This window comes from Micromonospora sp. NPDC005203, assembly GCF_042872705.1.
GTDB lineage: Bacteria > Actinomycetota > Actinomycetes > Mycobacteriales > Micromonosporaceae > Micromonospora.
This window is the reverse complement of the sequence record NZ_JBIAKV010000001.1, coordinates 795978-822469: the sequence shown is the minus strand read 5'-3', so window position 1 is coordinate 822469 and position 26492 is coordinate 795978. Positions and strand designations below refer to the sequence as shown.

Annotated in this window: 27 protein-coding genes and 1 tRNA gene; 8 read left to right on the top strand and 20 right to left on the bottom strand. The window is 72.0% G+C overall.

What is annotated here, in order from left to right; translation table 11 throughout:
• Window positions 1–28: 28 nt before the first annotated feature.
• The 3 genes from ACFYPM_RS04025 to ACFYPM_RS04015 form a co-directional block, all read right to left on the bottom strand.
• The gene (locus ACFYPM_RS04025) at window positions 29–1447 is read right to left on the bottom strand and encodes an amidase (RefSeq protein ID WP_387191005.1); all 1419 of its coding nucleotides are present in this window, start codon (window positions 1445–1447) and stop codon (window positions 29–31) included.
• A 13-nt stretch (window positions 1448–1460) separates the two neighbouring features.
• Window positions 1461–2603, bottom strand: coding sequence for a cystathionine gamma-synthase (locus ACFYPM_RS04020; protein ID WP_387191003.1), 1143 nt, complete (start codon window positions 2601–2603; stop codon window positions 1461–1463).
• A gap of 113 nt (window positions 2604–2716) precedes the next feature.
• Complete coding sequence (locus ACFYPM_RS04015) at window positions 2717–3766, bottom strand: hypothetical protein (protein WP_387191001.1); 1050 nt, start codon at window positions 3764–3766, stop codon at window positions 2717–2719.
• Between the two features lie 263 nt (window positions 3767–4029).
• On the opposite strand from ACFYPM_RS04015, the gene ACFYPM_RS04010 reads away from it, so the two are divergent.
• The 4 genes from ACFYPM_RS04010 to ACFYPM_RS03995 all read left to right on the top strand — a co-directional run bounded on the left by ACFYPM_RS04010 (window position 4030) and on the right by ACFYPM_RS03995 (window position 6994).
• Window positions 4030–4452, top strand: coding sequence for an HIT family protein (locus ACFYPM_RS04010; protein WP_387190999.1), 423 nt, complete (start codon window positions 4030–4032; stop codon window positions 4450–4452).
• Window positions 4453–4527: 75 nt separating this feature from the next.
• Window positions 4528–5190 (top strand): peptide-methionine (S)-S-oxide reductase MsrA, encoded by a 663-nt coding sequence (gene msrA / locus ACFYPM_RS04005; protein ID WP_387190997.1) that lies wholly within the window; start codon window positions 4528–4530, stop codon window positions 5188–5190.
• Between the two features lie 368 nt (window positions 5191–5558).
• Complete coding sequence (locus ACFYPM_RS04000) at window positions 5559–6488, top strand: ribonuclease Z (protein ID WP_387190995.1); 930 nt, start codon at window positions 5559–5561, stop codon at window positions 6486–6488.
• Window positions 6485–6994, top strand: coding sequence for a GNAT family N-acetyltransferase (locus tag ACFYPM_RS03995; protein ID WP_387190993.1), 510 nt, complete (start codon window positions 6485–6487; stop codon window positions 6992–6994). Before ACFYPM_RS04000 ends, ACFYPM_RS03995 begins: the two co-directional genes overlap by 4 nt.
• A gap of 134 nt (window positions 6995–7128) precedes the next feature.
• On the opposite strand, the gene ACFYPM_RS03990 is transcribed toward ACFYPM_RS03995, so the two are convergent.
• Window positions 7129–8499, bottom strand: coding sequence for a cystathionine beta-synthase (locus ACFYPM_RS03990; RefSeq protein ID WP_179782191.1), 1371 nt, complete (start codon window positions 8497–8499; stop codon window positions 7129–7131).
• Between the two features lie 72 nt (window positions 8500–8571).
• Window positions 8572–8928 (bottom strand): YkvA family protein, encoded by a 357-nt coding sequence (locus ACFYPM_RS03985; RefSeq protein WP_357241782.1) that lies wholly within the window; start codon window positions 8926–8928, stop codon window positions 8572–8574.
• A gap of 150 nt (window positions 8929–9078) precedes the next feature.
• On the opposite strand from ACFYPM_RS03985, the gene ACFYPM_RS03980 reads away from it, so the two are divergent.
• From ACFYPM_RS03980 to ACFYPM_RS03970, 3 genes are all read left to right on the top strand, one after another.
• Complete coding sequence (locus ACFYPM_RS03980; protein WP_387190990.1) at window positions 9079–10128, top strand: SGNH/GDSL hydrolase family protein; 1050 nt, start codon at window positions 9079–9081, stop codon at window positions 10126–10128.
• A complete protein-coding gene (locus tag ACFYPM_RS03975) occupies window positions 10125–10937 on the top strand; it encodes an SGNH/GDSL hydrolase family protein (RefSeq protein WP_387190988.1) in 813 nt (270 codons plus the stop codon). Before ACFYPM_RS03980 ends, ACFYPM_RS03975 begins: the two co-directional genes overlap by 4 nt.
• Window positions 10938–11015: 78 nt before the next feature.
• On the top strand, window positions 11016–12278 hold the full coding sequence (locus ACFYPM_RS03970; protein WP_387190986.1) for an acetyl-CoA C-acetyltransferase: 1263 nt from the start codon (window positions 11016–11018) through the stop codon (window positions 12276–12278).
• 38 nt (window positions 12279–12316) lie between these two features.
• Here the strand turns inward: ACFYPM_RS03970 and ACFYPM_RS03965 are convergent, their stop codons facing one another.
• From ACFYPM_RS03965 to ACFYPM_RS03950, 4 genes are all read right to left on the bottom strand, one after another.
• Window positions 12317–12637, bottom strand: a complete 321-nt coding sequence (locus ACFYPM_RS03965; protein ID WP_387190984.1) for a hypothetical protein — start codon at window positions 12635–12637, stop codon at window positions 12317–12319.
• A gap of 33 nt (window positions 12638–12670) precedes the next feature.
• Window positions 12671–13429: a Bax inhibitor-1/YccA family protein gene (locus ACFYPM_RS03960; protein WP_387190982.1), complete on the bottom strand. Its 759-nt coding sequence runs from the start codon at window positions 13427–13429 to the stop codon at window positions 12671–12673.
• A 184-nt stretch (window positions 13430–13613) separates the two neighbouring features.
• The gene (locus ACFYPM_RS03955; RefSeq protein WP_357241764.1) at window positions 13614–14429 is read right to left on the bottom strand and encodes a Bax inhibitor-1/YccA family protein; all 816 of its coding nucleotides are present in this window, start codon (window positions 14427–14429) and stop codon (window positions 13614–13616) included.
• A 107-nt stretch (window positions 14430–14536) separates the two neighbouring features.
• Window positions 14537–14617 (bottom strand) — tRNA-Leu (locus ACFYPM_RS03950).
• A 101-nt stretch (window positions 14618–14718) separates the two neighbouring features.
• Here ACFYPM_RS03950 and ACFYPM_RS03945 point away from each other — a divergent pair.
• Window positions 14719–16569: a hypothetical protein gene (locus ACFYPM_RS03945; RefSeq protein ID WP_387190980.1), complete on the top strand. Its 1851-nt coding sequence runs from the start codon at window positions 14719–14721 to the stop codon at window positions 16567–16569.
• A gap of 72 nt (window positions 16570–16641) precedes the next feature.
• On the opposite strand, the gene ACFYPM_RS03940 is transcribed toward ACFYPM_RS03945, so the two are convergent.
• The 11 genes from ACFYPM_RS03940 to ACFYPM_RS03890 form a co-directional block, all read right to left on the bottom strand.
• A complete protein-coding gene (locus ACFYPM_RS03940) occupies window positions 16642–17973 on the bottom strand; it encodes an NAD(P)/FAD-dependent oxidoreductase (RefSeq protein ID WP_357241758.1) in 1332 nt (443 codons plus the stop codon).
• 102 nt (window positions 17974–18075) lie between these two features.
• Entirely contained in the window at window positions 18076–18636 is a 561-nt protein-coding gene (locus ACFYPM_RS03935) for a hypothetical protein (protein WP_387191472.1), read from the bottom strand.
• Window positions 18636–20096 (bottom strand): DUF58 domain-containing protein, encoded by a 1461-nt coding sequence (locus tag ACFYPM_RS03930; RefSeq protein ID WP_387190978.1) that lies wholly within the window; start codon window positions 20094–20096, stop codon window positions 18636–18638. The genes ACFYPM_RS03935 and ACFYPM_RS03930 overlap by 1 nt, the downstream gene beginning before the upstream one ends.
• Entirely contained in the window at window positions 20096–21103 is a 1008-nt protein-coding gene (locus tag ACFYPM_RS03925) for an AAA family ATPase (protein WP_387190976.1), read from the bottom strand. Before ACFYPM_RS03925 ends, ACFYPM_RS03930 begins: the two co-directional genes overlap by 1 nt.
• Window positions 21103–21687, bottom strand: coding sequence for a hypothetical protein (locus ACFYPM_RS03920; RefSeq protein ID WP_387190974.1), 585 nt, complete (start codon window positions 21685–21687; stop codon window positions 21103–21105). Before ACFYPM_RS03920 ends, ACFYPM_RS03925 begins: the two co-directional genes overlap by 1 nt.
• On the bottom strand, window positions 21684–22466 hold the full coding sequence (locus ACFYPM_RS03915; protein ID WP_387190972.1) for a DUF4129 domain-containing protein: 783 nt from the start codon (window positions 22464–22466) through the stop codon (window positions 21684–21686). Before ACFYPM_RS03915 ends, ACFYPM_RS03920 begins: the two co-directional genes overlap by 4 nt.
• Before the next feature lie 21 nt (window positions 22467–22487).
• The gene (locus tag ACFYPM_RS03910) at window positions 22488–23228 is read right to left on the bottom strand and encodes a uracil-DNA glycosylase (protein ID WP_387190970.1); all 741 of its coding nucleotides are present in this window, start codon (window positions 23226–23228) and stop codon (window positions 22488–22490) included.
• On the bottom strand, window positions 23221–23907 hold the full coding sequence (locus ACFYPM_RS03905; RefSeq protein ID WP_357572514.1) for a dienelactone hydrolase family protein: 687 nt from the start codon (window positions 23905–23907) through the stop codon (window positions 23221–23223). Before ACFYPM_RS03905 ends, ACFYPM_RS03910 begins: the two co-directional genes overlap by 8 nt.
• Before the next feature lie 241 nt (window positions 23908–24148).
• Window positions 24149–24754 carry a hypothetical protein gene (locus tag ACFYPM_RS03900; protein ID WP_387190968.1) on the bottom strand — a complete coding sequence of 202 codons (606 nt, stop codon included), beginning with the start codon at window positions 24752–24754 and terminating at the stop codon, window positions 24149–24151.
• Between the two features lie 293 nt (window positions 24755–25047).
• Window positions 25048–26115: an HAAS signaling domain-containing protein gene (locus ACFYPM_RS03895; protein ID WP_387190966.1), complete on the bottom strand. Its 1068-nt coding sequence runs from the start codon at window positions 26113–26115 to the stop codon at window positions 25048–25050.
• Complete coding sequence (locus tag ACFYPM_RS03890) at window positions 26112–26444, bottom strand: PadR family transcriptional regulator (RefSeq protein WP_030328782.1); 333 nt, start codon at window positions 26442–26444, stop codon at window positions 26112–26114. Before ACFYPM_RS03890 ends, ACFYPM_RS03895 begins: the two co-directional genes overlap by 4 nt.
• Between the last annotated feature and the right edge of the window lie 48 nt (window positions 26445–26492).

The following is a 26492-nucleotide window of genomic DNA, read 5'->3' as shown; positions in this document are numbered from 1 at the left end:
AGTGGATCAGCCCAGGGACCGGAGTGGATCAGCCCAGGGACTGGACCTCCGGGGCCCCGAGACCGACCCGGGGATAACCAGGGGCGTGGCGTGCCCACGGCGCGGCCATCTCGAACTGGCCGGCCACCCCGAGCAGCAGCAGTTCCGAGCCGGGCGGACCGACGAGCTGCACGGCGACCGGCAGACCGTCCGGGCGGCGGCCGACCGGCACCACGATCGCCGGCAGACCGGCGATGTTCCACGGTGCGGCGTACGGGGCGTACCGGATGTTGGCCGTCATGTTCGCCCGCCAGGACCGATCGGACCAGCGGGCCGCCTCCGGTGGCGCGCTGGCCAGCGCCGGGGTGAGCAGCAGGTCGACCGAGTGGTCGGTGAAGAAGTCGACCGACCGTTGCCGCCACGCGGCCCGGTCGGCCTCCCGCACGTAGCCGCGACGCTGCGCCCACTCGCCCAGCGCGACGTGCCGCCGGGTACGTCGTTGCAGGCCACGGCGGTCCAACCCGGCGGCCCGCACGTCGGTGGCTGCGGCGGCGAACCAGGTGGCGATGCCCTGCAGGCCCAGCGCGGTGGGATAGACCGGATCGGCCGGCACCGTGTCGTGCCCGGCGGCGGCGAGGAGCCGACCGGCGGCGGCGACCGCGTCCCGGTTGGGCGCGTCCGCTGCGACACCCCGCACCGGGGAGCGCAGCGAGACACCCACCCGCAGCCGCTGCGGCGGAACCAGCTTCTCGGGACGCCGGCCGGCGAGCACCGAGAAACCCACCGCCGCGTCGGCGACCGTGCTGGTCAGCACGCCGTGCTCGGTGAGGCCGAACCAGTCGTCCGCGCCGAGCTGGCAGGGGACCACGCCCCGACCGGGCTTGAGCCCGACCAGCCCGCAACAGGCCGCCGGGATCCGGATCGAGCCGAGACCGTCGTTGGCGTGCGCGATCGGCACCAGCCCGGCGGCCACCGCGGCGGCCGCGCCGCCGGAGGAACCACCGGGGGTACGCGTGCTGTCCCACGGGTTACGGGTCACCGCGCTGTCGTCGTCGGTGAGGGCCCACAGCCCCAACTCCGGCATCCGCGTCACACCGAGGATCACCGCTCCGGCGCCGCGCAGCCGACGCACCACCTCGTGGTCGGCCTCCGCCACGTCACTGCGGGCGGCGGCCGACCCGTTCCAGGTGGGCAGACCGGCGACCGGAGTGTTCTCCTTGACCGCCACGGGCACCCCGGCCAGTGGCAGATTGGCCAGGTCCTCCTGCTCGTCGACCTTCTCCGCCTCGGTGATCGCCTCACCGCCGCGAACGGCGCGGAACGCGGCCAGCTCACGGTCGGCGCGGGAGATGTATTCGAGGTGGTCGGCGACGACCTGGGTCGCCGAGACGTCACCTCGGCGTACGCCCCGGGCAATCTGCTTGGCGGTCGCCCCGACCCAGGTCGCCATGATGTCCTGCACGGCCATCCTCCCCCAGCGGTCAGCCCAGCGCCTGCTCCAGATCGGCGAGTAGGTCGTCGACCGTCTCGATGCCGACAGACAGTCGCACGAGATCGCCGGGAACTTCAAGCGGCGAGCCGGCAGCACTTGCGTGTGTCATCCGACCCGGGTGCTCGATCAGGGATTCCACGCCGCCCAGCGACTCGGCGAGCACGAAGAGCTTGGCGCGGTTGCAGATGTCCACCGCGTGCTCCTCACCACCGGCGGCACGGAACGAGATCATGCCGCCGAACCGGCTCATCTGCTTGGCGGCGACCTCGTGACCGGGGTGTGAGGGCAGCCCCGGATAGAGCACCTGGGCGACCTTGGCGTGCCCGTCGAGGTACGCGGCGAGCCGCTCGGCGTTGTCGCAGTGCCGGTCCATGCGTACCCCGAGGGTCTTGATGCCGCGCAGGGTGAGCCAGGCGTCGAAGGGGCCGTTGATCGCGCCCATCGCGTTCTGGTGGTAGCGCAACTCCTCGCCGAGCGCGGTGTCCGCGACGACCAGCGCGCCACCGACCACGTCGGAGTGCCCGCCGATGTACTTGGTGGTGGAGTGCACCACCACGTCCGCGCCGAGCGCGAGCGGCTGTTGCAGGTACGGCGAGGCGAAGGTGTTGTCGACCACGAGCAGCGCGCCCGCGTCGTGTGCCACGGCGGCCAGGGCGGCGATGTCGGCGATGCTCAGCAGCGGGTTGGTCGGCGTCTCCAACCAGACGATCTTCGTGCGGCCGGGTTGCACGGCGGCCCGGATCGCCGCCGGGTCGGAGACCTTCGCCGGGGTGAACTCCAGGCCCCACCGCCGCGCGACCCGGGCGAACAGCCGGTACGTGCCGCCGTAGGCGTCGTCCGGGATCACCACGTGGTCGCCCGGCTGGCAGACGGCCCGCAGCAGGGCGTCCTCGGCCGCCAGGCCGCTGGCGAAGGTGAGCCCCACCGGCCCGCCCTCCAGCGCGGCCAGGCACTCCTGGAGCGCGTCCCGGGTCGGGTTGCCGGAGCGGCTGTACTCGTAGCCGAGCCGGGGCGCGCCCACGGCGTCCTGGGCGTACGTGCTGGTCTGGTAGATCGGTGGAATCACCGCGCCGGTCCGCGCCTCGGGGTCCTGACCGGCGTGGATCGCGAGCGTGTCGAAGCCGTGGTTCATTCTGGTGAGGCTAGTGCCCCGACGGAGCTGACTGGAACGGAACCCGCGCTCCCGGGCGGGGCCGGACCGTCTGGCCCGGCCCCGCGCACGCCGACCATCCGTCGGCGGGCCGGTCAGCCGGCCGGAACGGGCAGAACGTGCAGGGTGACCGGGTGGTCCCCGGTCCAGTCGTAGGAGACCGCGTAGACCCGGGCTCCGTTGGGCGCCCAGGCCAGCGCGCCCGGGCTGAGGTCGTCGTTCAGCTCGAAGTGGGCCAGCTCGGTGCCGTCGGCCCGGAAGACGAACACGTCCGGGTCGTAGGAGGCGTCCGCCCCGCCGGCGATCCTCGTGCCGTCGCGGGACACCTCGACCGCATTCGGGTACGCACCGGTGGGATAGGTCACGGACGGGGTGCTGATGTCGGCGAACGGGAACGCCTGCACCACGTACGGGGCGCCGGACGCCGTGAAGACGGTGGTGCCGGTGGGGTCGAGCGCGACGTCCTGCAGGTTGCTGCCGACCGCCATGAAGTCGTTCTCCCTGGGCGCGCTCAGTGCGCCCCCGGTGCCGATCGTGTACGCGTACACCGACGCGGGGCTCAGCCCGGGCTGCCCGGCCAGCAGCACCGAACGATTCTGGCTGGCGGCGGTCAGCAGCGGGGCGTCGTAGAAGTCCTGACCGGTGGCCACCCCGGTGCTCACCACTGCCGGTTGCCGGCCCAGGTCGATCCGGCCGATGTTGCCGCCCCACTGGTCACAGCCGTAACCGAACCACAGGTACCGCCCGGTCAACGCGAGCGACGACGGGCACTCCCCCGCGCCGGTGTCGTAGCGGGCCGACTCGACAAGCGAACCGGCGTTGAAGGCGGCGATGGCGTTGGCGCTGGGCAGCGCCACGTAGAGCGTCTGCCGGTCGGCGCTGAGCAGCAGGTCGGTGGGGCCGGGAAGCCCCGACAGGGTGCCGACCACCGTGCCCGTCGCGCTGGTCACCACGACCTCGGTCGAGGAGTAGCCACCGCTGACGAAGACCCGGTCACCGGCCGACACCACGTCGGCCACGCCCGGCAGTGACAGCGGGGTGGCCGTCTGCGCGGGAGCAGCCTGGGCGGGAGTCGATATCGCGACGGTCAGCAGCCCGACGGTCAGGGCGGCCAGCGCCAGGGTCGGACCTCTTCTGATCTGCAAGGTGCGTCCTTTCGGAGTCTCGACGAGCGAGACCGCGACGGCCCGGGGTCCTGAGGCCGCAACGGAATCGGATCGTCGTCGTGGGGCGCAGTCCATGCGGCAGCCCGCCTCGGCCGACGGGCCGGGCGGCACTGTCGCGACAGCACGTCACCCCCGTGTGCTTATTCAGACCGGTCCATGATTATCACAGTCGATGCGTGCGTGGGGGGCACCGTGATCCGTCGGCCCGTCGGCCTGTCGGCCCGTCGGCATAGCCTGAGCGGATGAGTGGGTGCGTGTTCTGCGGGATCGTGGCAGGTGAGGTGCCGGCGTTCCGGGTCGCCGACACCCCGGACGGGGTGGCATTCCTGGACACCCGGCCGGTGTTCAGGGGACACGTGCTGGTCGTGCCCCGGGTCCACCTGGTGACCCTGGCTGAGTTGCCGGCGGACCTGCTGCCCGGCTACTTCGCGCTGGTCCAGCGCCTGGCGGTGGCCGTGGAGACCGGTCTGGGCGCCGGCGGGACGTTCGTGGCGATGAACAACAAGGTGTCCCAGTCCGTCGCGCACCTGCACACCCACGTGGTCCCGCGCACCGGGCGGGACGGGCTGCGGGGTTTCTTCTGGCCGCGCACCCGCTACGAGGACGACGCCGAGGCCAGCGCCTACGCGGACCGCGTGGCCGCCGCACTCCCGGACGGGGCCTGACTCACACCGGTGCGGGTAAGGAAGGTGGACCCACCGGTGTTACACGCTGGGAGAGGTACGAGAGGAGATCCCCACGTGTTTTTGCGCCGTATGAACGCTGAGATGGTTTCGCCCGACCAGGCCCTGCCGGGCCGTCCGATCGCCATGCCGGTCGCCGACCGCCACGAGGTGCTGGGCACCCCGCTGAAGGGCCCGTTCCCGGAGGGCCTGCAGGTCGCGGTCTTCGGCATGGGCTGCTTCTGGGGAGCCGAGCGGCTGTTCTGGACGCTGCCGGGCGTCTACACCACCTCCGCCGGCTACGCGGGTGGCATCACCAAGAACCCGACGTACGAGGAGACGTGTTCCGGCCGGACCGGGCACGCCGAGGTCGTCCAGGTGGTGTACGACCCCAGCAAGATCAACTATGAGGACCTGCTGAAGGTCTTCTGGGAGAACCACGACCCGACCCAGGGCATGCGCCAGGGCAACGACGTGGGCACCCAGTACCGCTCGGCGATCTACACGACCACGGACGAACAGCGGGCCATCGCGGAGTCGTCCCGGGACGCGTTCCAGCCGATCGTGAGCCGGGCCGGCAAGGGTGAGATCACCACCGAGATCGCCCCGCTCGGCGATTACTTCCTTGCCGAGGACTACCACCAGCAGTACTTGGCCCCGACGAAGAACCCGAACGGCTACTGCAACCACGGTCCGAACGGGCTGAGCTGCCCGGTCGGCGTGGCCCGGGTCGGCGGCTGAACACCACCACCCCGCACACGCGTGATGCCCGGCCGCCGAGAGGGTGGCCGGGCATTCCCGTTCGGCCATGTGATCGAAATCCGTTGCAGAGCCCACCGAGGACTCGATAACGTGGCCGTACACGTGAAGGGAGGTGGTCCAGACTTGTATAGCAATCGGACTCGTGAGGTGGCTGTCAGCTAGCCGCTGTCCTCGACAGTGATCGGCTCGCCGCGAGGCGGGCAAAAGCACCATCGTCGAGACCGTGTGGCAGCGGTGCGGCGAATCCACGACAGCCACCCGACCCCCGGGGTGCCGGCCAAGTCCAGCCGGCCCGCGCACCTGCGCGGAGCGCCCCGGGGGTCGCTCCATCTCCGGGGGGAGCGGCGATGTCCATGCGCGAGCTGGTGATCCTCGGAACGGCCAGCCAGGCGCCGACCCGTCAGCGCAACCACAACGGGTACGTGTTGCGCTGGGACGACGAGGTGATCCTCTTCGACCCGGGTGAGGGCAGCCAGCGTCAGCTCCTGCACACCACGGTCACGGCCACCGACCTGACCCGGATCTGCGTCACCCACTTCCACGGCGACCACTGCCTCGGCCTGCCCGGCACCATTCAGCGGCTCTCCCTGGACCGGGTGCCGCACCCGGTCGCCGTGCACTTCCCGGCGGGCGGCGCCGAGTACTTCGCCCGGCTGCGGCACGCCACCTCCTTCTACGAGACCGCCGAGTTGCAGGTCACCCCGATCGAGGAGGACGGGCAGCGAATCGCGCTGCGCTGCGGCACGCTGGAGGCACGCCGGCTGCGGCACCCCATCGAGGCGTACGGCTATCGCCTGGTCGAGCCGGACGGCCACCGGATGCTGCCGGAGCAACTGGCCGTGTACGGCATCGGGGGGTCGGCTGTCGGCGAGCTGATCCGCGTCGGGCACCTGGACCTCGACGGGCGTCGCGTCACCCGCGACGAGGTGAGCGTGCCCCGGCCGGGCCAGCGGTTCGCGTTCGTGATGGACACCGGCCTCTGCGACGGGGTGTACGCCCTCGCCGAGCACGCCGACCTGCTGGTCATCGAGTCGACCTTCCTGGAGTCGGAGGCCGCGCTCGCCGCCGAGGTCGGCCACCTGACCGCGGCGCAGGCCGCCCGGGTGGCGACCGAGTCCGGGGTACGCCGGCTCGTGCTCACCCACTTCTCCCAGCGCTACTCGGACCCGCGCCGGTTCCACGACGAGGCCCGCGCGCACTTCGACGGCGACCTGATCATCGCCGAGGACCTGACCACGGTGCAGGTCCCACCCCGCCGGGTAGCCTCGGCCGGATGACCGTCTCGCTCCGACCCGCGACCGCTCGCGACATGATGGCGGTGGGAGCCCTGCACCAGCGCTCCCGGATCGCCGCGTACTCGGCCTTCCTGCCGGCCGAGGCGTTGGCCGACCCGACGCCGGAGGCGATGGGGCGGTACTGGGCGGAGCGGTGGCAGTGGGAGCGGGACAACCACCGGATGACAGTGGCCGAGCGGGCCGGGACGCTTGTCGGGTTCAGCTACCTGGGTCCGGACGACGAGGACGACCCCGTCACCGGGCTGCTCAACGCGATCCATCTCGACCCTGCCGAGCAGGGCCGGGGCACCGGTCGCACGCTCATGGTCGACACGTTGGCGGCCATGCGGTCCCGTGGCTGGCGGCGCGCGGTGCTCTGGGTGCTGCGGGAGAACGCGCACGCCCGCGCCTTCTACGAGCGCGGCGGTTGGACCCCGACGGGCGACGAACGGGACGAGGCGATCGGCTCAGCACCGACCCGCCAACTCCGCTACACCCGCCCCCTCTAACCCCCACCCCCACCCCACCCCACCCCACCCCACCCCACCCCGGCGATCTTGCACTTTCTGTCCCCGCATATGCCGCATCAACGACATATCCACGACAGAAAGTGCAAGATCGACGCGGTGAACGGGGTGGGGAGCTAGTGGGCGCCGAGGTGGGACAGGAGGTCCTGGCGGGTCAGGACTCCCTTGGGCTTGCCGTCGACCAGGACCAGGGCGGCGTCGGACTTTTCCAGCAGGCCCACCGCCTCGCTCACCGGCTGACCGCCACCGATCATCGGCAGCGGGTCGCCCATGTGCCGCTCGATCGTGTCGTGCAGGTGGGCCTGGCCGGTGAAGAGCGCGTCGAGCAGGTCCCGCTCGGCGATCGAGCCGGCCACCTCACCGGTCACCACCGGCGGCTCGGCCTTGAGGACCGGCAGCTGCGAGACGCCGTACTCGCGCATGTAGTCGATGGCGTCGCGGACCGTCTCGGTCGGGTGCACGTGCACCAGCTCGGGCAGCCCGCCCGGCTTGCTGGCCAGCGCGTCGGCAACGGTCGGCTCGGCGCCGGAGTTGTCGAGGAATCCGTACCGGGCCATCCACGAGTCGTTGAAGATCTTGGAAAGGTAGCCCCGGCCGCCGTCCGGCAGTAGCACCACCACCACGTCGTCCGGGCCGGCCTTGCGGGCGACCTCCAGCGCGGCGACCACGGCCATGCCGCAGGAGCCGCCGACCAGCAGCCCCTCCTCGCGGGCCAACCGCCGGGTCATCTCGAAGGAGGCCTTGTCAGAGACCTCGACGATCTCGTCGGCGACACCCTGGTCGTACGTCTCCGGCCAGAAGTCCTCGCCGACGCCCTCCACCAGGTAGGGGCGCCCCGTGCCGCCGGAGTAGACCGAACCCTCCGGGTCGGCCCCGATGATGCGCACCCGACCCTCGGAGGCCTCCTTGAGGTAGCGCCCGATGCCGGAGATGGTGCCGCCGGTGCCGACGCCGGTCACGAAGTGGGTCAGCCCACCCTCGGTCTGCTTCCACAGCTCCGGGCCGGTGGTCTCGTAGTGCGAGCGTGGGTTGGCCGGGTTGCTGTACTGGTTGGGCTTCCAGGCGCCAGGAATCTCCCGGGTCAGCCGGTCGGAGACGTTGTAGTACGAGCGCGGGTCCTCCGGGGCGACGGCGGTCGGGCAGACCACCACCTCGGCGCCGTACGCCCGGAGCACGTCCTGCTTGTCCTGGCTGACCTTGTCCGGGCAGACGAAGACGCACTTGTAGCCCTTGAGTTGGGCCACCAGGGCCAGCCCGACGCCGGTGTTGCCGCTGGTCGGCTCGACGATGGTGCCGCCGGGCTTGAGCAGGCCGGCGGCCTCGGCGTCCTCCACCATCCGCAGCGCGATCCGGTCCTTGACCGAGCCGCCCGGGTTGACGTACTCCACCTTCGCCAGCACGGTGGCCTGGATGCCCTCGGTGACGTTACGCAGACGTACCAGCGGGGTGTTGCCGATCATGTCGACGACGTTGTCGTAGTACTGCACGGTGTGCCCTTCGTTGCGGCGCCGGCAACGGCGGCCGGGCAGACGTTTCCTCGTCGCCCAGCGTACGTGCCGTCAGGGCACCAGCCCCCCGGGGATGACCGAGCTGCGGCGGGCCTCCCACTCTAGGAAGCGATCGGTCTCGGCGAGCACGCTGCCCGCCAACCACGTGATCATCACAGCGTCGTCGGCAAGCCCGAAGATCGCCAGCGGGATCTCCGGGAGCAGGTCGATCGGCGAGACGATGTACGCCGTCGCCGCCGTCATCAGGGCCAGCCGAAGGCCGCCGTCGTACTCCCCCTTGGTGGTGGCCCGGATCATCCGGGGCAACGCAGCCAACCGCGTGCCCAGCGACGGCCCCCCGCGTGCCCCGGCCGTCAGTGCCCGTGCCAGGGCCGCGAAGGCCGCGCTGCGCTTCAGTGTCTTCCCCATCGTCGCGCTCCTCTCCGCCGGATCAGCGTGGCGGGTCGGCGCAACTCGGCCGGCCTCTGCCGTACCGATACCCCGCCGCGTCGGTTTCCAGGCACTCGGGAGCCGTCACGACGACAGCGGCGTGTCGGACCGGCGCGATAATGTCGTGGTATGGGGGTGGCTGATTCCGTCGTACCCGGTGAGCGCTGGCGGCAGACCCGGCGGTTCGCCCGCCTGGCGGCGATCGGGACGGGCGCCACCGCGGCGGCCGCGGTGGCGACCGGCGGGGTGCTGCTCGGCCAGGCCCGGCAGGCCCGACGCACCATCCCGATGGCCGAGGCACCGCCACCGCGCTGCGACGGGATCTACGGCGCGAAGTTCCCCGGCTCAGCCCTCACCATGGTCGTGCTCGGTGACTCGTCGGCCGCCGGCTACGGGGTGCACCGCCGTCGGGAGACGCCCGGCGCGCTGCTCGCCACCGGCCTGTCCCGTCGACTGCACCGGCCGGTGCAACTGCACCGCTTCGCGGTGGTCGGTGCCATCTCGTCGGCACTCCGCCACCAGGTGGAGGCGGCGCTGGAGTGCCGACCCGACATCGCGGTGATCCTCATCGGCGGCAACGACATCACCAACCGGACCCCGCGTGGGCTGGCGGTGCGCTACCTCGTCGAGGCGGTGCACAAGCTGCGCGACAACGGCTGCGAGGCGGTCGTCGGCACCTGCCCCGACCTGGGGGCGATCCGCCCGATCCAGCCTCCGCTGCGGTGGCTGGCGCATCGGTGGAGCCGCCAACTCGCCGCAGCCCAGACGGTCGCGGTGGTGGAGGCGGGCGGGTGGACGGTCTCCCTCGGTGATCTCCTCGGCCCCCGGTTCGCGGCGGAGCCGACCCGGATGTTCGCGTGGGACCGGTTCCATCCCTCCGCCGAGGGGTACGCGATGTGCGCCGCCGCTCTCCTGCCGACGATGCTGTCCGCGCTCGGCGCGGGGCAGGACCGCCGGGCCACACCGACGTGGGGAGAGGGCGTACGGTCGCTGCCGGAGGCCGCACAGGAGGCGGCCCGGCACGCCGGCACCGAGGTCAGTGGCACCCAGGTCCGGGGCCGCGACCGGGGGCCGGCCGGCCGGTGGGCGCAGTTGCGCCGCCGGGCGTTCTTCGGTGTCGTCGCGGTGCCGCAACACGGATCCGCCCCCGACACCTCGACAGTGGAGGGACTGGCATGAACGAGCGCAGCGACCGGGGCGTGACCGCCGGCCTCGCCGGCCGACTGGGTCGGGCAGCGGCGTTCTCGCTGCTCGCCGGCACCGTGGGCGGCGCTGCCGTCCTGGCCGGTGAGGCGTTCGTCGCCCGGCACCGGCGCTACGCCCAACCGGAGTTGGGGCTGGCCCTGCGGGCCACGATCGGCCGGGCTGGCGCTCCGCCGCTGCGGTTGGTGCTGCTCGGCGACTCGTCGGCGCTCGGCGTGGGCGTCGACCGTCTCGACGACACCATCGGCGGGCAGTTGGCCAACCTGCTCGCCGAGGGTCCGGCCGGCCGACGGGTGCACCTGTCCAGCGTCGGCGTCTCGGGCTCCCGCTCGACGGATCTGGCCACCCAGGTGGCCCGGGCCCTGCTCGGTGAACGGCCCGACGTGGCGCTGATCCTGATCGGCGCGAACGACGCCACCGGGCTGCGCCGCCCCTGCGACGCGGCGGCCTATCTCGCCGCCGCTGTGCATCGGCTGCGGGAGGCGCGGGTCGAGGTGGTGGTGGGCACCTGCCCCGATCTCGGCGCGGTGCGTGCCATCGCGCCGCCGCTGCGCCAGGTGGTCGGCTGGTCGGGGCGTCGGATGGCCCACGCGCAGACCGCCGCCGTGCTGGACGCGGGCGGCTCGGTGGTCGACCTCGCCACCGAGACCGGGCCGGTGTTCCGGGCTGACGCGGGGACGCTTTGCCACGACGGCTTCCACCCGTCCGCCGACGGCTACCGGGTGTGGGCGCACGCGCTGCTGCCCGCCATCGTCGCCGCGGCGACGGTCGCGAGCCGGCGCTAGATCGTCCCCGGCCAGGGTGACATTTCCCGCCGCGTCGGCTTCTTCCGCGCCATGTTACTAGCGGGTTAACGTTGGCTCATGCCGATTGAGTCGTCCCGCGACGCCGTCATCGTCGCCACCGCCCGCTCCCCCATCGGCCGGGCGCACAAGGGATCCCTGCGCGACGTCCGCTCCGACGACCTCGCCGCGACAATCGTCCAGGCCGCCCTGGACAAGATCCCCCAACTCGACCCGACCACGATCGACGACCTCTACCTCGGGTGCGGCCTGCCCGGGGGCGAGCAGGGCTTCAACATGGCCCGGGTGGTGTCCACCCTGCTCGGTCTGGACACGGTGCCCGGCGCCACGCTGACCCGCTACTGCGCCTCGTCGTTGCAGACCACCCGGATGGCGATGCACGCGATCCGGGCCGGCGAGGGCGACGTGTTCGTCTCCGCCGGTGTGGAGATGGTTTCCCGCTATGCCCGGGGCAGCTCCGACGGGTTGCCGCCGGAGGCGCAGGCCCTGGTCGGCGGCGGCTGGGAGAACCCGCGCTTCGCGGCGGCCGGCGAGCGCTCGAAGCAGCGCGCGCAGGGTGGCGCCGAGGTGTGGACCGACCCGCGCGAGGCCGGTGCGCTGCCCGACATCTACCTGACCATGGGGCAGACCGCGGAGAACCTGGCCCAGGTGCACGACGTGACCCGCGCCGACATGGACGAGTTCGGCGTACGCAGCCAGAACCTCGCCGAGAAGGCCATCGCCGACGGCTTCTGGGCCCGGGAGATCACCCCGGTCACCACGCCGGACGGCACCGTGGTGAGCACCGACGACGGCCCCCGAGCCGGCGTCACCCTGGACGCGGTCGCCGGCCTGAAGCCGGTGTTCCGACCGGACGGTCGGATCACCGCCGGCAACTGCTGCCCGCTCAACGACGGCGCGGCAGCCGTGGTGGTGATGAGCGCCCAGCGGGCCGAGGAGTTGGGGCTGACCCCGTTGGCCCGGATCGTCTCCACCGGGGTGACCGCCCTGTCACCGGAGATCATGGGCCTCGGGCCGGTCGAGGCGTCCCGGCAGGCGCTGCGACGGGCCGGCATGACCATCGACGACGTCGACCTCGTCGAGATCAACGAGGCGTTCGCGGCGCAGGTCATCCCCTCCTACCGTGAGCTGGGCGTCCCGCAGGAGAAGCTGAACGTGATGGGCGGCGCGATCGCGGTCGGTCACCCGTTCGGCATGACCGGCGCCCGGATCACCGGCACTCTGCTCAACGCCCTGGAGTGGCACGACAAGACCATCGGTCTGGAGACCATGTGTGTGGGCGGCGGCCAGGGCATGGCCATGGTGCTCGAACGGCTCAACTGAGCTGAGGCAGGCCTGCCCCGAGGCTCGCGGGGTGGGCCTCAGAGCGCGCTGCGGGTCGCCGTCACCTCGGCGGCGGCCCGCGCCAACACCTCGTCGCCGGCTTCGGCGGCCCGCAGGTCGGCCGTCACCACCCGCAACTGGTCGGGCAGCGCCAGGTCGTTGTCCAGGCGGGGCACGCTCCGGCGCGGTGTGCCCTCGGCGTCGGCGGCCAGGTTGGCGATCTCCTGCACCAACCGGTGCACCAGGTCGGCGCGGGGCACGTTGCCGGTCGTCGCGACGGCCGCCCAGCGCGGCTGCTGCCAGTGCCCGACCTGACCGACCAGCAACCGCACGGCCTCTTCCAACTCCGCTGCGCTCATCGCCGCCGAGTCTACGGCTGACCGGCGCGCCGGTCAGCGACGCAGGTAGCTGAGCAGCCGCAGCAGTTGCCAGTAGAGAAAGACCAGACCGGTGAGCAGGCCGAACGCGCTCAGCCACGCGTACCGGCGGGGGCGACCGTCGCGTACCGAGCGCTCGACGAGGTCGAAGTCCAGGATGAAACTGAACGCCCCGGCGATGATGGCCACCACCGAGAAGGCGTACGGCAGCCAGCCCACCTGACCACTGACGCTGTAGACCGCCAGACCAGGCTGGCCGGAGATCAGGTACGACACCAGGTTGACCACGCTGAGCACGGCGATCCCGAGCAACGTCCCGATCACCAGGCGGGCCAGCCGGGGCGTCGCCCGGATCACCCGGGCCCGGTAGAGCGCCGCCATGCCGAGGAAGACGCCGAACGTGCCGGCCACCGCCTGCACCACGATGCCCGGGTAGACCTGCTCGAAGGTGCGGCTCGCCACCCCGAGCAGCAGGCCCTGGAGCACGGCGTAGCCGACGATCGGCACCGGGTTGGTGATGCCCCGCAACGAGATGACCAGGACCAGCGCGATCGAGGCGAGCGCGCTGCCGGCCAGCGCGGCGCCGAGCCAGGCCGCGTCCGGGATCACCGCCCAGGACACCGCCGCCGCCACACCGGTGACCAGCAGCAACCCGACGGTACGGGTCACCACGTCGTCGACAGTCATCGGCTCGACGTCGCGGGCGCCGAGCACCCGGGCTTCGACCCGGCCGGTCTCGTCCAGCCGGTTGAGCACCGGGTTGTTGCTGCGCACCGCCGCCTCCTTCGCCCGTGTACCCCCAGGGGTTGTGTCGAAGCTCGGTCGAGCCGAGGCTTCGACACCAGCCCTCGCAGTCACTCTGCCCCGGGCGGACCGACGGCGGCGGGAAAACGGCGCTGACGACGGCGCCCGCCCCCGCCGAAGCGGGAGCGGGCGCCGGTCGGCAGTGCGGACGAGGTCAGTCGTCGCCCTGGAAGTAGCTCAGCAGGCGCAGGATCTCGATGTAGAGCCAGACCAGGCTGACCAGGATGCCGAACGCGGCCACCCAGGAGTAGCGCTGCGGCAGGCCCATCCGGACGCCGTCCTCGATCTCCTTGAAGCTGAGCACGAAGCTCAGCGAGGCGACCACGATGCAGACCAGGCTGAAGCCGATGGCCAGCGGGCTGCCGTCGCGCAGGCCGGTGTTGACGCCGAACAGCGCCAGCACCAGGTTGATCATCATGACGGCGAAGAGGCCGACCATTGCCGCGATCATGCCCTTGACGAATGCCGGGGTGGCCCGGATGACCTTCGCCCGGTAGAGCATCGCCATCAGGAAGAAGATGCCGAAGCTGGCCACCGCCGCCTGGAGCACGATGCCGTCGTAGAGCGTCTCGAACGCCTTGCTGACCATGCCGACGAAGACACCCTCGACGACCGCGTACGCGATGACGAGGGCCGGGTTGGCCATCCGGGAGAACGAGATGATCAAACCGAGGACCAGCCCGACCACTGCCGCGCCGATCCAGGCGGTGCCGACGAGCGCGTCGGGCACGAGCACCCAGGCTGCCGCGGCGGTGATGCCGAGGATGCCGAGCAGGGCGACGGTCTTGACGACGACGTCGTCGACAGTCATCGGCGCCACGGTGGGCGGCGCGGCCGGGTAACCGGCCTGGGACGGGTACTGCTGGGGAATGCCGGGCTGTCCGTACGGCCCGGCCGGGGCGTACCCGGCGGAACGCTCCCGCTCGGCCGCCTGGCCGAGCCGGGCGAGCACCGGGTTCGAGGTCTTCACTGTCTGGCCTCCCTCAGGGGGTCGTTTGCACGTGAACGTGCCCTTCAAGAGTAGACGGCACGGCCAAGTCCTGGTGATCACGAATGAGAATGTGTCGAGCTGGGGGGTGCCCGGGGCGGGGGTCGAACCCGCACGCCTTGCGGCAGCCGCTTTTAAGGCGGCCGTGTCTGCCTTTCCACCACCCGGGCGGGTGGCACCGGCGCGTCGACACGCGAGGTGCAGTGTCACCGTAACCGGTTAGCGGCGACCTGACGTACCCAGCAGGGCTGGCCACATTAGGGTCGGTGCCGTGAGCAGCGCAGCCCCCACGGCCCCTGAGCAGGCCTTCCGCCTCGACCGTCAGGGCGACCGCCGGCCTCGGGCGGCCCGCCTGCTGGCCACCGTCCACCGACACCGGGCGGATCTGCTCGTCGCTCTGGCCTGGGTGGCGCTCGCCGGGTGGCTCACCCACGGGCTGTGGCCCGATCCAGCCGGCCGCACCCTGGCGCTCAACCCGGAGGACCAGACCCTCTACGAATGGTTCCTGGCGGTCGACGCCCGCGCGCTGCTCGGGGACTTCGACCTGCTCACCGAGCGGCTCAACGCGCCCGACGGCGTCAACCTGATGGCCAACACCACGGTGATCGCGCTCGGCATCGTCGTCGCGCCGGTCACCCTGCTGCTGGGCGCACCTGTCAGCTTCGCGCTCCTCGCCGCCGCCAACCTCGCCGGCACCGCTGTCGCCTGGTACCTGCTGCTGCACCGGATGCTGCGCGCCCGCCGGCTCGCCGCCGCGCTCGGCGGTGGCCTGTGCGGCTTCGGTCCCGGCATGGTCTCGCAGACCAACAGCCACCTGCACATGACCGCCCAGTGGCTGGTACCGGTGATCGTCTGGCTGGTGGTCCGGCTACTGCGGGCGGCCGACCCGGGGCCGGTGACACCGCCCGAGACCGGACGGACCCGACCCGGCGGCCCGGATCGCCGACGGATGGTCACCTCGGCGGCCGGGCTGGCCGGCGCGGTCAGCGCGCAGGTGTTCATCGGTGAGGAGGTGCTCTTCCTCGCCGCCGTCACGCTGCTGGTGATGTTGATCAGCTACGCCGTGGCGGACCGGGACCTGGCCCGGCGGGTGCTGCCCGGCTTCGCCGGTGGGCTGGCCATCGCCGCCGGGCTGTCCGTGCTGGTGCTCGGTTATCCGCTGTGGTTCCAGTTCGCCGGCCCGCAGGGGGTTGCCGACGGCATGTTCACCCCGGCCTACTTCTCCGCCGACCTGAGCAGCTGGTGGGCGGTCTCCCCGTTGTCGGTGGCCGGCAGCGCCGAGGCGGCCCGGCTGACCACCGGTCCGGCCGAGTACAACACCTTCCTCGGCTGGCCCCTCCTGCTGGTCACCGTGGCCTGCGCGATCTGGGCCGGGCGGCATCGACGGTTGGTCTTCGCGTGCGTCGTGGCGGGCCTGGTGATGGGTGCGCTCTCGCTCGGCCCCGAGGTGGTGCTCGGTGGCACCAGGACCGCGATTCCCGGCCCGTACGCCCTGATCGGCGGGCTGCCGGTGGTGGACGGCGCGCTGCCGATGCGGTTCGCGTTGGCGTTGCTGCCGATCGTCGCGACGCTGCTCGTGCTGGCTGTCGACCGGGCTCTGCGCGGCACCGGTCGGGCCCGACGGCTGGTGCCCCTGGCCGTCGGCGCGGCACTGCTGCCGATCTTCCCCACTCCCCTGCCGACCACCGAACGGCCCGCCGTGCCGGAGTTCGTCACCGGCGGCCACTGGCGGCAGTGCGTGCCACCCGGTGGGGTGTTGGTTCCGGTGCCGCTGCCCACGCCCAAGGAACCCGGGCCGATGCGCTGGGCCTCGGCCGCCAACGCCGCCTTCAGCCTGCCCGAGGGATTCTTCATCGGTCCGTACGGGCGGCGCGGCAACGCGGCGATGGGCACCTTCAAGCAGCCCACGTCCGCCCTGTTGGCGGACGTCGCCCGACGTGGTGACCAACCGGCCATCGGCGAGGAGCAGCGCCGGCAGGCCACCGTGGACGCGGACTTCTGGGGCGCATCGTGCGTAGCGCTGGCCGACGACGCCCCCCACGCGGAGAGCCTGCGAAACACCCTCGAGCAGCTCTACGGCCCGGCGACCCGGATGGCCGACGCCTGGATCTGGCGGGTCTGACCACCGCCGTCGCACCAAGAAAGGCCCCTCCCACCGGAACCGGTGAGGGGGCCTTCCTCGTGCGTGATCGGGTCAGACGCGGGGGGCACCGACCGGCTGGGACGCCTCGACGAACTCCTCGCGCGGGTCGTGCAACTGCCCCAGGGCGACCACCTCACGCTTGAGGAAGAACGCCAACGACCAGTCCACCACGACCCGGACCTTGCGGTTGAACGACGGGATCCGGCTCATGTGGTACGTCCGGTGCATGACCCAGGCCGGCCAGCCGGTCATCTTGATGCCGTACACCTGGGCGACGCCCTTGTGCAGACCGAGGCTCGCGACGCTGCCGACGTGCTTGTGCTTGTAGTTGACCGGCTCGCGGCCCCGGACCACTGCCACGATGTTGTCGGCCATCCGGGCGGCCTGACGCACGGCGTGCTGGGCGCTCGGCGAGCAGAAGTTGCCCGGCTCCTTGGTGAGGTCGGGCACGGCGGCGCAGTCACCGGCGCTCCACGCGCCCTCGACCACCTGGTCACCGTCGACCACCTGAAGGGTGGGCAGGCAGGTGATCCGCCGACGGTCGTCGCGCGGGAAGTCGGTCGCGTCCAGCATCGGCGACGGCTTCACGCCAGCGGTCCACACGATCGTGTCGGACCGGAAGCTGTCACCGTCGGAGAGCTTGACCACCCCGTCGACGCAGGACTCAAGCCGGGTGTCAAGCCGGATGTCCATGTTGCGCTTCATCAGCTGCTGGACGGTGTACGCGCCCATGTCCCGGTCGACCTCGGGCAGCACCCGCTGGGTCGCCTCGACCAGCACCCAGCGAACCTCGTCCTGGTTCAGCTCCGGGTAGTAGCGCAGGGCGTCACGGGCCATGTCCTCCATCTCGGCGAGCGCCTCGATGCCGGCGTACCCACCGCCGACGAAGGTGAAGGTCAGCGCCGACCGTCGGACGTCCGCGTCGGCCGTGGCGGCCGCCACGTCGAGCCGGTCGAGGACGTGGTTGCGCAGGTAGATCGCCTCACCGATGGTCTTGAACCCGATGCCCTGCTCGTGCAGACCGGGGATCGGCAGGGTGCGGGAGACCGACCCCGGGGCCACGACCACGTGGTCGTAGGTGATCTCCCGGGCCGGGCCGCTGATCGGCTGGACGGTGGCCACCTTGCGGTCGTGTTCGATCCGCGTGACCGTGCCGGCAACCATCTTGCACCGCTTCAACTCCCGGCGCAGCGGCACCACGGAGTGCCGTGGGGAGATGTTGCCCGCCGCGGCCTCGGGCAGGAACGGCTGATAGGTCATGTGCGGCTGGGGGTCCACCACCATGACCTCAGCCTCACGGGAGCTGAGCTTCTTCGACAGGCGCAGCGCCGCGTACAGACCGACGTGCCCGGCACCCACCACAAGGATCCGCTTCGGATTCACGTTGTCTATCTTTCCCCGGCCGGCTCAGGTAATGCCGCTCGCGGCCCCCATCTGTGACGGAGCACAACCCGTGTGACCTGCGTAACCCTCACGTCGCAGCGGTCACCGCCGTCGCAGCAGCCAGCCCAGCAACGCCGCCGTCCCCACGGCCAGCAGCAGCCCCAGCAGGGTCACCCACTGATATCCGGCCTCCCCACCCATGCCCGCGGCCTGCAACAACAGCACCCCCAGCACCGCGGTGCCCAGCAGGACGCCGCCGGCCCGCAACAACCACCGGCTGATCAGCGCGGGGTCCACCACCGCGTCATAGGGCAACAGTGCGGCCAGCGCGCAGAGGGTGTGCGACAGGTAGAGCAGGGCGGCGACGGCGAGCAGCCGCCAGAGGGCGACCGGGCGGCCGTACCCGTCGGTGGCGAGCAGCCAACCGCCGACCGTGACCAACGCCGTGAAGACCGCCCAGACCCGGCGCGGACCGAGAGCGGGAAGCAGCGCGGTGACCGCCAGAAAGAGGAGCTGCCGGCCGGAAAGCACCTCGGAGGGGAAGGCCAGGACGAACCCGGCAAACACGATGAGGAAGATCCCGGCCCGAACCAGCAGCGGGGTGACACTGATGCGGGCCACCGCGTTCTGGGCGGCCCGAACCCGCCCGGTCACCGCGTCGATCATCTGCCACCAACCCTCGGCGCCGTCGCCAACCGGGCCACGTCCCGCAACACCTGGTCCAGGCTGCCGGCACCGGCCCAGCGCACCACAGGTACGCCGTGCTCCCGGAGCTGCCCGATCATGACCTCCCGGTCCAGGCGCCACAGCCGGTACGCCACCTCGGCCCAGCCCAGGTCCTTCGGTGACGCCAGGTCGGTCGGCAGTGTGTCGACGGCCACCACGAACCGCCCGGCGCGGGCCAGCCGGGCGAGCATCTGCGCCGACCGTTCGTCCAGCAGCGGAGTCAACACCACCACGAGCGCGTCCGAGGAGAGCAGTTGCGGGCCGAAAACCTGGTCGTACGGCTCGTGCGAGGACGGATGGACGTGCACGTCGAGCAGCCACTCCAGAACGGTCAGGTACTGCCGACGCCCGGCGGCCGGACGCAGCCGGCGAGCTCCCGGCCCGTACTCCAGCAGGGAGACCCGGTCGCCGCGGTGCAGGTAGTGCTCCGCGATCGCGGCCGTGGCCCGGACCGTGGTGTCCAGCACCGAGGCGGCGCCGCTCACCCCACCGGAACGGCCAGCCTCGGCGAGCACGTCGAGCAGCACCACCACCTCCGCGTCGCGGTCGGAAAGCGTGGCTGCCACGTGCAGCTGCCGGGCGCGCAACGACACCCGCCAGTCGATGCGGCGTAGCCGGTCCCCCGGGGCGAAGATCCGCACGCCGGCCAGCTCGCCGCCCTCGCCGGGCCGGCGGGAGTGGTGCGCTCCGACCAGCCCGGCGGCGCGGGGCATGGCCTCGACAGCCTCGAACGGCTCGGTGCGCGGGTACACCCGCACCCGTACCGGCTCGGTGAGCACCGCCCGGGAGACCAGCAGACCGCCCGCCGTGGCCACCCGCGCACCGGCCGGTCCCACCGGATGCCGACCCCAGCGCACGGCGCGCCCGGCGAGTTCCAGATCCGCCACCGTCCCGGTGGGCACCGCTGTGACGAACGGCCGGTCGGCGATGGAACGGCCCCTGCCGCTGGCCGGAGCCCCACCGTTGGCCGGAGCCCCACCGTCGGCCGGCGTCGCGGCGGCGGACGGCACGTCGTCTTCGGCCCCGTCCCGGGCGAAACCGGCCCGGGCGATGCGCAGCCACGGCGACACGCGGGAACGCACCACCACCAGGTCGTAGTCGACGCTGTCCGGGTTGCCGACGCTCACCGCCGCCGTCACGTCGCCGCCCTCGACCAGCGGCCCGTCCTCATCCTGGCTGATCCACACCTGCGGCAGCGCCGTGGGCCGCCGGCGTAGCGCGTACGCGGTGCCCAGCGCGAACGGGGCGGCCAGCACGATCAGGTCGACCCGCCCCAGCAGCACCCCCGCCACCAGCAGCAGGCCGGCGAGCAGCACCGCCCGGCCGAGCGCCCGGGTGGGTGCCCAGCCGGCAGCCGGTTCCGGCTCGGTGGCCATCGGCACGGTCGGTCCGGTCATCAGTGCCGAGGCCCGCCCGCGGCGTAGCTGGGCAGCGCGCCACTCGCCGGAGCGGGAGTGGCCTCCAGCACCTCGCCGACCACGAACGCCGGGTCGACCCGGCGCAACCACATCTCCGGGCGCAGGGTGATCCGGTGGGCCAGGGCGGGAGCGGCCACCTCCTTGACGTCCTCCGGCACCACGTAGTCCCGTCCGCCGAACACCGCGCGGACCCGGGCCAGCAGCAGCAGCGCCAACGATCCGCGCGGCGAGGCGCCAACCAGCACCGACGGGTGCTCCCGGGTGGCCGCGGTGAGAGAGACGATGTAGCGGCCGATGGAGTCCTCCACCACCACGTCCTCCAGGGCGGCCTGCATGGCCCGCAGCGTGGCGGCGTCGACCACCGGCTTGATGTCCGCCTCCTCGCGGCGACGGCTCATCCGGCGGCGGAGCACCTCCCACTCCTCCTCGGGCTGCGGGTAACCGAAGGAGACCCGCAGCAGGAACCGGTCCAGCTGGGCCTCGGGCAGCGGGTACGTGCCCTCGTACTCGATCGGGTTGGCGGTGGCCAGCACGTGGAACGGCTCGTCCAGCTTGTAGGTCACCCCCTCCACCGAGACCTGCTTCTCCTGCATCGCCTCCAGCAGGGCGGACTGCGTCTTTGGCGGCGTCCGGTTGATCTCGTCGGCGAGCAGCAGGTTGGTGAAGACCGGCCCGGCCCGGAAGGTGAAGTCGCCGTTGCGCTGGTCGTACAGGAACGAGCCGGTGACGTCGGCGGGGAGCAGGTCGGGGGTGAACTGCAACCGGCGGAAGTCCAGGCCCAGCGCCTGGGCGAACGAGCGAGCTGTGAGCGTCTTGCCCAGCCCCGGCAGATCTTCCAGCAGCACGTGGCCACCCGCCAGGATGCCGGCGAGGACCAACTCCAACGCGTCCCGCTTGCCGACCACGACGGTGCCGACCGCGTCCAGGACCGCCCGAGCCAGGTGGCCGACCTCGGCGGGGGAAATGCTCCGGTCCACGTCGTTCATCAGATCTTCTCCAGTTCGGCGACGATCACCGCGAGGTCGCGTGGCGACGGAGTGCGGCGAGGCGGGGTCTCCAGGAACGTCCACAGCCGGTCACCCAGCAGGACACGGGCGCGGGCCGGGTCCGACTCGCGGGTGACGCCGTGCTTCAGGCGCATCCGCTCGTCGGCCAGTTCACCGATCCGGGGCAGGACCACCCCGGTGAAACGTTCGGGTCGGTTCGAGGACCAGTCCAGCGGCCGTTCCCACTGGTTGATCGCGCCACGCAGCGCGTCCCGGGTTGCCCAGTTGTAGCTGCCGTCCTCTTCACCCGTACCGGCCCGACGAGCCGGCGGCGGCGGGGGTGGCGGCGCGAGCAGCGCGGTGATCCGGCGGACCCCCAGCACGGCGAGCACCCCGGCGATGAGTACGGGCAGCGAGACCTGGAGACCGACTGCGCGGAGGCCGACGAGCAACACCGCGACCACCGCGGCGGCCCACACGAGCGAGCGCAGCACCGGACGCCACCGGGAAGGGCGCGCCTGTGGGGCGGCCGGCGCCGCCTCCTCGTCGAACGCGAGCAGGTCGTCGATGCTGGTGCTGCTCATGCGACCACCGCCGTGAGCTCTCCGCGCAGCCGACGAAGAGCGGCGCGGGCCTGGTCGCGGGTGCGTTCGTCGACCGGGCGGGTGGCGTAGCGGGCCTCCCGGTAGACGTGCGCGAACTCAGCCAGCACCTCGGTGCTGACGATCGCCGGAACCCCGGCCGCCGGGTCACCGTGCAGCAGCCGGCTGACCAGGTCGGTGGGGGTGTCCCCGGCGAGCCGAGGCACACCGGCCGCGGCGGCGGCCTCCTCCAGGCGCACCCAGCAGGCGATCACCGCCACCCGGGGGTCGGTGTCGGTGTCGTCGAGTTCCACCAGGCCGGCGTCGAGGGCGGCGACCACCTCCCGGGCGGTGCCCTCGGCGGTACGCCGGGCCCGCTGCGCCGGCAGGGCCCGGGTGGTGCGTTTCAGTGCGCCCCGGATCAGGATCCAGGACAGGTAACCGAGGGCGGCGAGGATGGCCAGCCCGAGCAGGACCATCGCCACGGTGGCGACCCACTCCGGGATGTGTGCCTGGGTGGCCTCACCGGCAGTGCGTGGCTCGACCGGTTTGGACCGCGACGGCTCGGCGGTCGGGTACTCGGGCACCCACGGGACGTTCTCCGCGGCTGGCGGGATCCGGCTGGCCCCGATCGACGAGTGCCCCGACGCCAGCGCGGCACCGGCGAGCAGTGCGGCGACCGCGGCGACCGGCCACCACCGGCGAAGCAGACCGAGCGCGGAGCGCGACACCCCCGGCTCGGCGGCCGGCAACGAAGTGGGGGCGCGTGTTCCGTCGGTCATCGCCACCACCCCACGCGCGTCTCAGTCCACCCCGGCCAGCTGCTTAGCCTGGCCGAAGACGTCGTCCAGCATCTTTGGTGTCAGCCGCCCGGTGAAGGTGTTCTGCTGACTGACGTGGTAGCAGCCGAGCAAGTCCGGAGCGGCCGTGCCGGACCAGTGTGCCCCATGACCGAACCGCGGTCGCGGGCTGGGCGGGCGCTGCCCGTACACCTCGTGAAGCACCGGCCACCACGAGGCCCAGGCGAACGCGCCAAGCGCGACGACGACACGCAGCGTGGGCTGGATCAGCGTGACCTCGCGGTGCAGCCAGGGCGCGCAGTTGTCCCGCTCGGGCGGGGTCGGTTTGTTGTCCGGAGGTGCACAACGGACGGCTGAGAAGATCCGCAGGTCCCGCAGGGCGAGCCCGTCGTCGGCGGCGACGCTTGTCGGTTGGTTGGCCAGCCCGGCCCGGTGCAGCGCGGCGAACAGCACGTCACCGGACCGGTCACCGGTGAAGATCCGGCCCGTGCGGTTGCCGCCGTGTGCGGCGGGTGCCAGCCCGAGTACGGCGATCCGGGCGTCCCCGGTGCCGAAGCCCGGCACCGGGCGACCCCAGTACTCCTGGTCGCGGAAGGCAGCCCGGCGGGTGCGGGCGACCTCCTCCCGCCACCGGACCAACCGGGGGCAGGCGAAACAGTCGCTCACCGCCGCGTCCAGGTCGGCCAGGTCGGTCGCCCGCGCTGCGCGGGCGACCACCTGCTCGGGGGTACGGGGCTCAGCCAAGCTTGGCCCGGAAGAGTTCCAGGGTGCGGGCCCATGCGCTGGCGGCGGCACGCTGGTCGAACGCCTCCGGTCGGTCGTCGTTGAAGAAGGCGTGTGAGGTGCCCGGGTAGTCGTAGAGGTGGCAGTCGCCGCCGGCCTCCTCGATGGCCCGGCGGGCGGTCTGCACACCCTCGGCGGCCGAGGTGCCGTCCTCTTCGGAGCAGTGGACGACCGCGGCCTTGCCGGCGTAGTCGGCCCAGTCGGGGCGCATCGACTCCCACGGCAGCACCGGGTAGAAACCGGCGGTCGCGACGATCCGCTCGGAGACGGTGGCCGACCAGAGGGCGAGGCTGCCACCAGCGCAGAAGCCCACGGCGCCGACCTTACCGGTGACCTCCGGCCGTCCGGCGAGATAGTCGGCCGCGCCGGCGATGTCCTTCGCCGCCTCGTCCATCCGCATCGCCATCAGCAGTCGCTGCGCCTCGTCCGGCTCACTTGTCGTCTCACCGTGATAGAAGTCCGGGGCGAGAGCGACGAAGCCGGCTTCGGCGAACCGCTCCGCGACCGACCGGATGTGCGGAACCAGACCCCACCACTCCTGGATGACGATGACGGCGGGGCTGGCCAAACCACTGGCGGGTATCGCGAGATACCCCTCGCTCGTACCCCCGTTGCTGCGGTAGGTCACCATTTCACCCATGGGCCGTCCTCCTAGCGGTCAGTCATCGTTGGCTGGTCGCCCAGTGGTTCCAGTGCCGGTAGCCTGCCATGCCGCGCCGCCGCCGGGAAGACGCCGGAACAGTGGCATTCACCTCCTGTTCGCCCCCCGGTGACTCCGGATACGCCGACGGCGGCGGGGTGGGTTCCCCGCCGCCGTCGATGCCGATCCACCGCTGTGTTCAGGCCTTCGTGGTCAGGCCTTCTTGGTCACGCCTTCGTGGTCAGGCCTTCTTGGTCAGGCAGAGCACGTAGCCCGTCTTGCCGGGCAGGATGGTGGAGTAGATGTAACCCTCTTCGTCCGGCTTGAAGTACTGCTCGCAGGCCGTGCCGGCCCTGGCCTGGGCCTGGGTCTGGTCGTCGACCCGACCGACCACGTTGTACACCGCCTCGGTGGAGGTGCACCCGACGATCCTGGCGTCGGTCACCTTCTCCTCCTTGGTGCCGGTGACCTCGGGCAACTTGGCGATACAGTCACCGGCCCTGGCGGCAGCCGTCTCGTCCTTGTTGATGACGTTGCCGATCGCCGAGACGACACCGAACTTCAGGCCGGCGACGACGGCGACCGCGAGGATCGCGCCGACGATGCCGAGGACCTTCATCGCACCGAACTTCTTCACCTCCGGCTCGGCCGACTGCGGCTCGACCGACTGCGGCTCGGCCGACTCGGGCTCGGCCGACTGCGGCTCGGCCGACTCGGGCTCGGCCGACTCCGGCTCGGCCGACTCCGGCTCGGCCGACTGCGGGTCTGCCGGGCGCGACGCGGCCGACTCCGACCCGGCCGACTCCGGGTCGGCCGACTCCGGGTCGGCCACACGCGGCTTGGGCACACTCGCACCGGCCGATTTCGACTCGGCCACACGCGGCTCGGCTGACTCCGACTCGGCCGGACGTGACACCGCCGCCTGCGGCTCGGTCGGCTGCGGCGTCCCGACGGCCGGCTCAGCCGGTGCGGCGTCAGACGCGGATTGCGGTGCGACCTGCTCTGGCACGGGGGTTCCTTCCGAGGGGTGGATGAGCAGACGACACCGTAACGATCATTGATTTCCGGTGCCGTCCCGCCCGCCTCGTCCGTTCAGTTATTTCCAGCCTCGCCCGCATGATCCAATTCACACACCGTGACTCAACTCGTGGGGGTGGGACTCGGTGTCGTGGTGGGCTCCGCCGAGGACTCGCCGGTCGTCGTTGCGCCCGACGGCGTGCTGGTCGGCCCGGCCGGTGGCGTGCTGGTCGGCTCCGCCGTAGGCGTGCTGGTCGGCTCCGCCGTAGGCGTGCTGGTCGGCCCGGCCGGCGGCGTGCTGGTTGCGGGCGGTGTCGTCACGGTGGGGTTGAACCCGGCCGGACCGCGGGGGCCGAAGGGCGCCCGGCCCACGCAGTACGGGTACGGCCGCAGCAGCGGGTTGCCGTTCTCGCTGACTGGACCACAGTCCGGGTAGCCGAGGCGGATCGGGTTGCCGTCCTGGTCGAAGAGCCGGGCGTTCTCCACCAGCCGGCCCTCACTGTCGTAGACGAAGACGTCCCGGACCTGGCTGTACTGGCTGTCGACCGAGGTCTGGTCGTAGTAGTAGTCGTCGGCGTGCCGACCCTCGGCGTCGACCAGTCCCAAGAGCGCGAAGACCACCAGCACCGCGCTGCCCACCTGCACGACTGATCGTGGCCAGCGGGTCAGTTGGGCGGACCGGCGACCGAGCCAGATCGAGGCGAGGACGAAGCCGACGAGCATGATCAGGCCGGCCAGCAGCTCGCCACCGAAGCGGGGCAGCAGACCAAAGCTGCCGCCGGTGCTGATCACGGTGACAAGCATCGCCGCCAGGTAGCCGCGCAGCACCCACCAGCCGGGGCGCAGCAGGCGGAGGAAGTCGCTGGCGTGCGCGTACCCCAGGGGTGGACCGAGCCGGGAGTCGATCGCGCTCAGCCGGCTGCGCAGCCGGACCAGCGCGGCGGCGACCCGCTGGTCGAGATTGCGCCCACCGCCGCCCGGGGCGGCGCCGGCCGCGGCGCGCAGCTCGGCGGCGTACCTCTCGGGCTCGCCCAGCCGCTCGACCAGGGTGCCCTCGGCCTCGGCGGCGACCTCGGTGAGGTGGTCGGCGAGGTCTTCGGTCAGCTCGTCGCGTTGTGTGGCCGGCAGGTCGGCCAGAGCGGCCCGCACCCGCGCCACATAGTCGAAGATCTCCTGCTCCGCGACGGTCATGCCGCCATCCCCCGATCGTCGAGCAGACTGTCCATGGTGGTGGCGAACGAGCGCCAGAGCTTGCCGGAGCGGGTCAACTGGTCGCGCCCCGCGGCGTTGAGTGAGTAGTACTTGCGGTGCGGCCCGGACTCGCTCGGCACGACATAGGTGGTGAGCAGGCCGGCGGCGAAGAGGCGGCGCAGCGTCCCGTAGACCGAGGCGTCACCGACCTCCTCCAGGCCGGCCTCACGCAACCGGCGCAGGATGTCGTAACCGTAACCGTCCTCCTCTCGGAGCACGGCCAGGACGGCCATATCGAGCACGCCCTTCAGCAACTGTGTGGTGTCCACGCAATGCACACTACTGCGCAATGCGAAGTACCGTCAACGATTACGCCC

What these genes read in the sequence shown, in the direction of transcription:
- ACFYPM_RS04025 (WP_387191005.1), bottom strand. Translation starts at nt 1,447, where the DNA reads ATGGCCGTGCAGGACATCATGGCGACCTGGGTCGGGGCGACCGCCAAG.
- ACFYPM_RS04020 (WP_387191003.1), bottom strand. Translation starts at nt 2,603, where the DNA reads ATGAACCACGGCTTCGACACGCTCGCGATCCACGCCGGTCAGGACCCC.
- ACFYPM_RS04010 (WP_387190999.1), top strand. Translation starts at nt 4,030, where the DNA reads ATGAGTGGGTGCGTGTTCTGCGGGATCGTGGCAGGTGAGGTGCCGGCG.
- ACFYPM_RS04000 (WP_387190995.1), top strand. Translation starts at nt 5,559, where the DNA reads ATGTCCATGCGCGAGCTGGTGATCCTCGGAACGGCCAGCCAGGCGCCG.
- ACFYPM_RS03995 (WP_387190993.1), top strand. Translation starts at nt 6,485, where the DNA reads ATGACCGTCTCGCTCCGACCCGCGACCGCTCGCGACATGATGGCGGTG.
- ACFYPM_RS03985 (WP_357241782.1), bottom strand. Translation starts at nt 8,928, where the DNA reads ATGGGGAAGACACTGAAGCGCAGCGCGGCCTTCGCGGCCCTGGCACGG.
- ACFYPM_RS03980 (WP_387190990.1), top strand. Translation starts at nt 9,079, where the DNA reads ATGGGGGTGGCTGATTCCGTCGTACCCGGTGAGCGCTGGCGGCAGACC.
- ACFYPM_RS03975 (WP_387190988.1), top strand. Translation starts at nt 10,125, where the DNA reads ATGAACGAGCGCAGCGACCGGGGCGTGACCGCCGGCCTCGCCGGCCGA.
- ACFYPM_RS03970 (WP_387190986.1), top strand. Translation starts at nt 11,016, where the DNA reads ATGCCGATTGAGTCGTCCCGCGACGCCGTCATCGTCGCCACCGCCCGC.
- ACFYPM_RS03965 (WP_387190984.1), bottom strand. Translation starts at nt 12,637, where the DNA reads ATGAGCGCAGCGGAGTTGGAAGAGGCCGTGCGGTTGCTGGTCGGTCAG.
- ACFYPM_RS03930 (WP_387190978.1), bottom strand. Translation starts at nt 20,096, where the DNA reads ATGACCGGACCGACCGTGCCGATGGCCACCGAGCCGGAACCGGCTGCC.
- ACFYPM_RS03925 (WP_387190976.1), bottom strand. Translation starts at nt 21,103, where the DNA reads ATGAACGACGTGGACCGGAGCATTTCCCCCGCCGAGGTCGGCCACCTG.
- ACFYPM_RS03920 (WP_387190974.1), bottom strand. Translation starts at nt 21,687, where the DNA reads ATGAGCAGCACCAGCATCGACGACCTGCTCGCGTTCGACGAGGAGGCG.
- ACFYPM_RS03915 (WP_387190972.1), bottom strand. Translation starts at nt 22,466, where the DNA reads ATGACCGACGGAACACGCGCCCCCACTTCGTTGCCGGCCGCCGAGCCG.
- ACFYPM_RS03905 (WP_357572514.1), bottom strand. Translation starts at nt 23,907, where the DNA reads ATGGGTGAAATGGTGACCTACCGCAGCAACGGGGGTACGAGCGAGGGG.
- ACFYPM_RS03895 (WP_387190966.1), bottom strand. Translation starts at nt 26,115, where the DNA reads ATGACCGTCGCGGAGCAGGAGATCTTCGACTATGTGGCGCGGGTGCGG.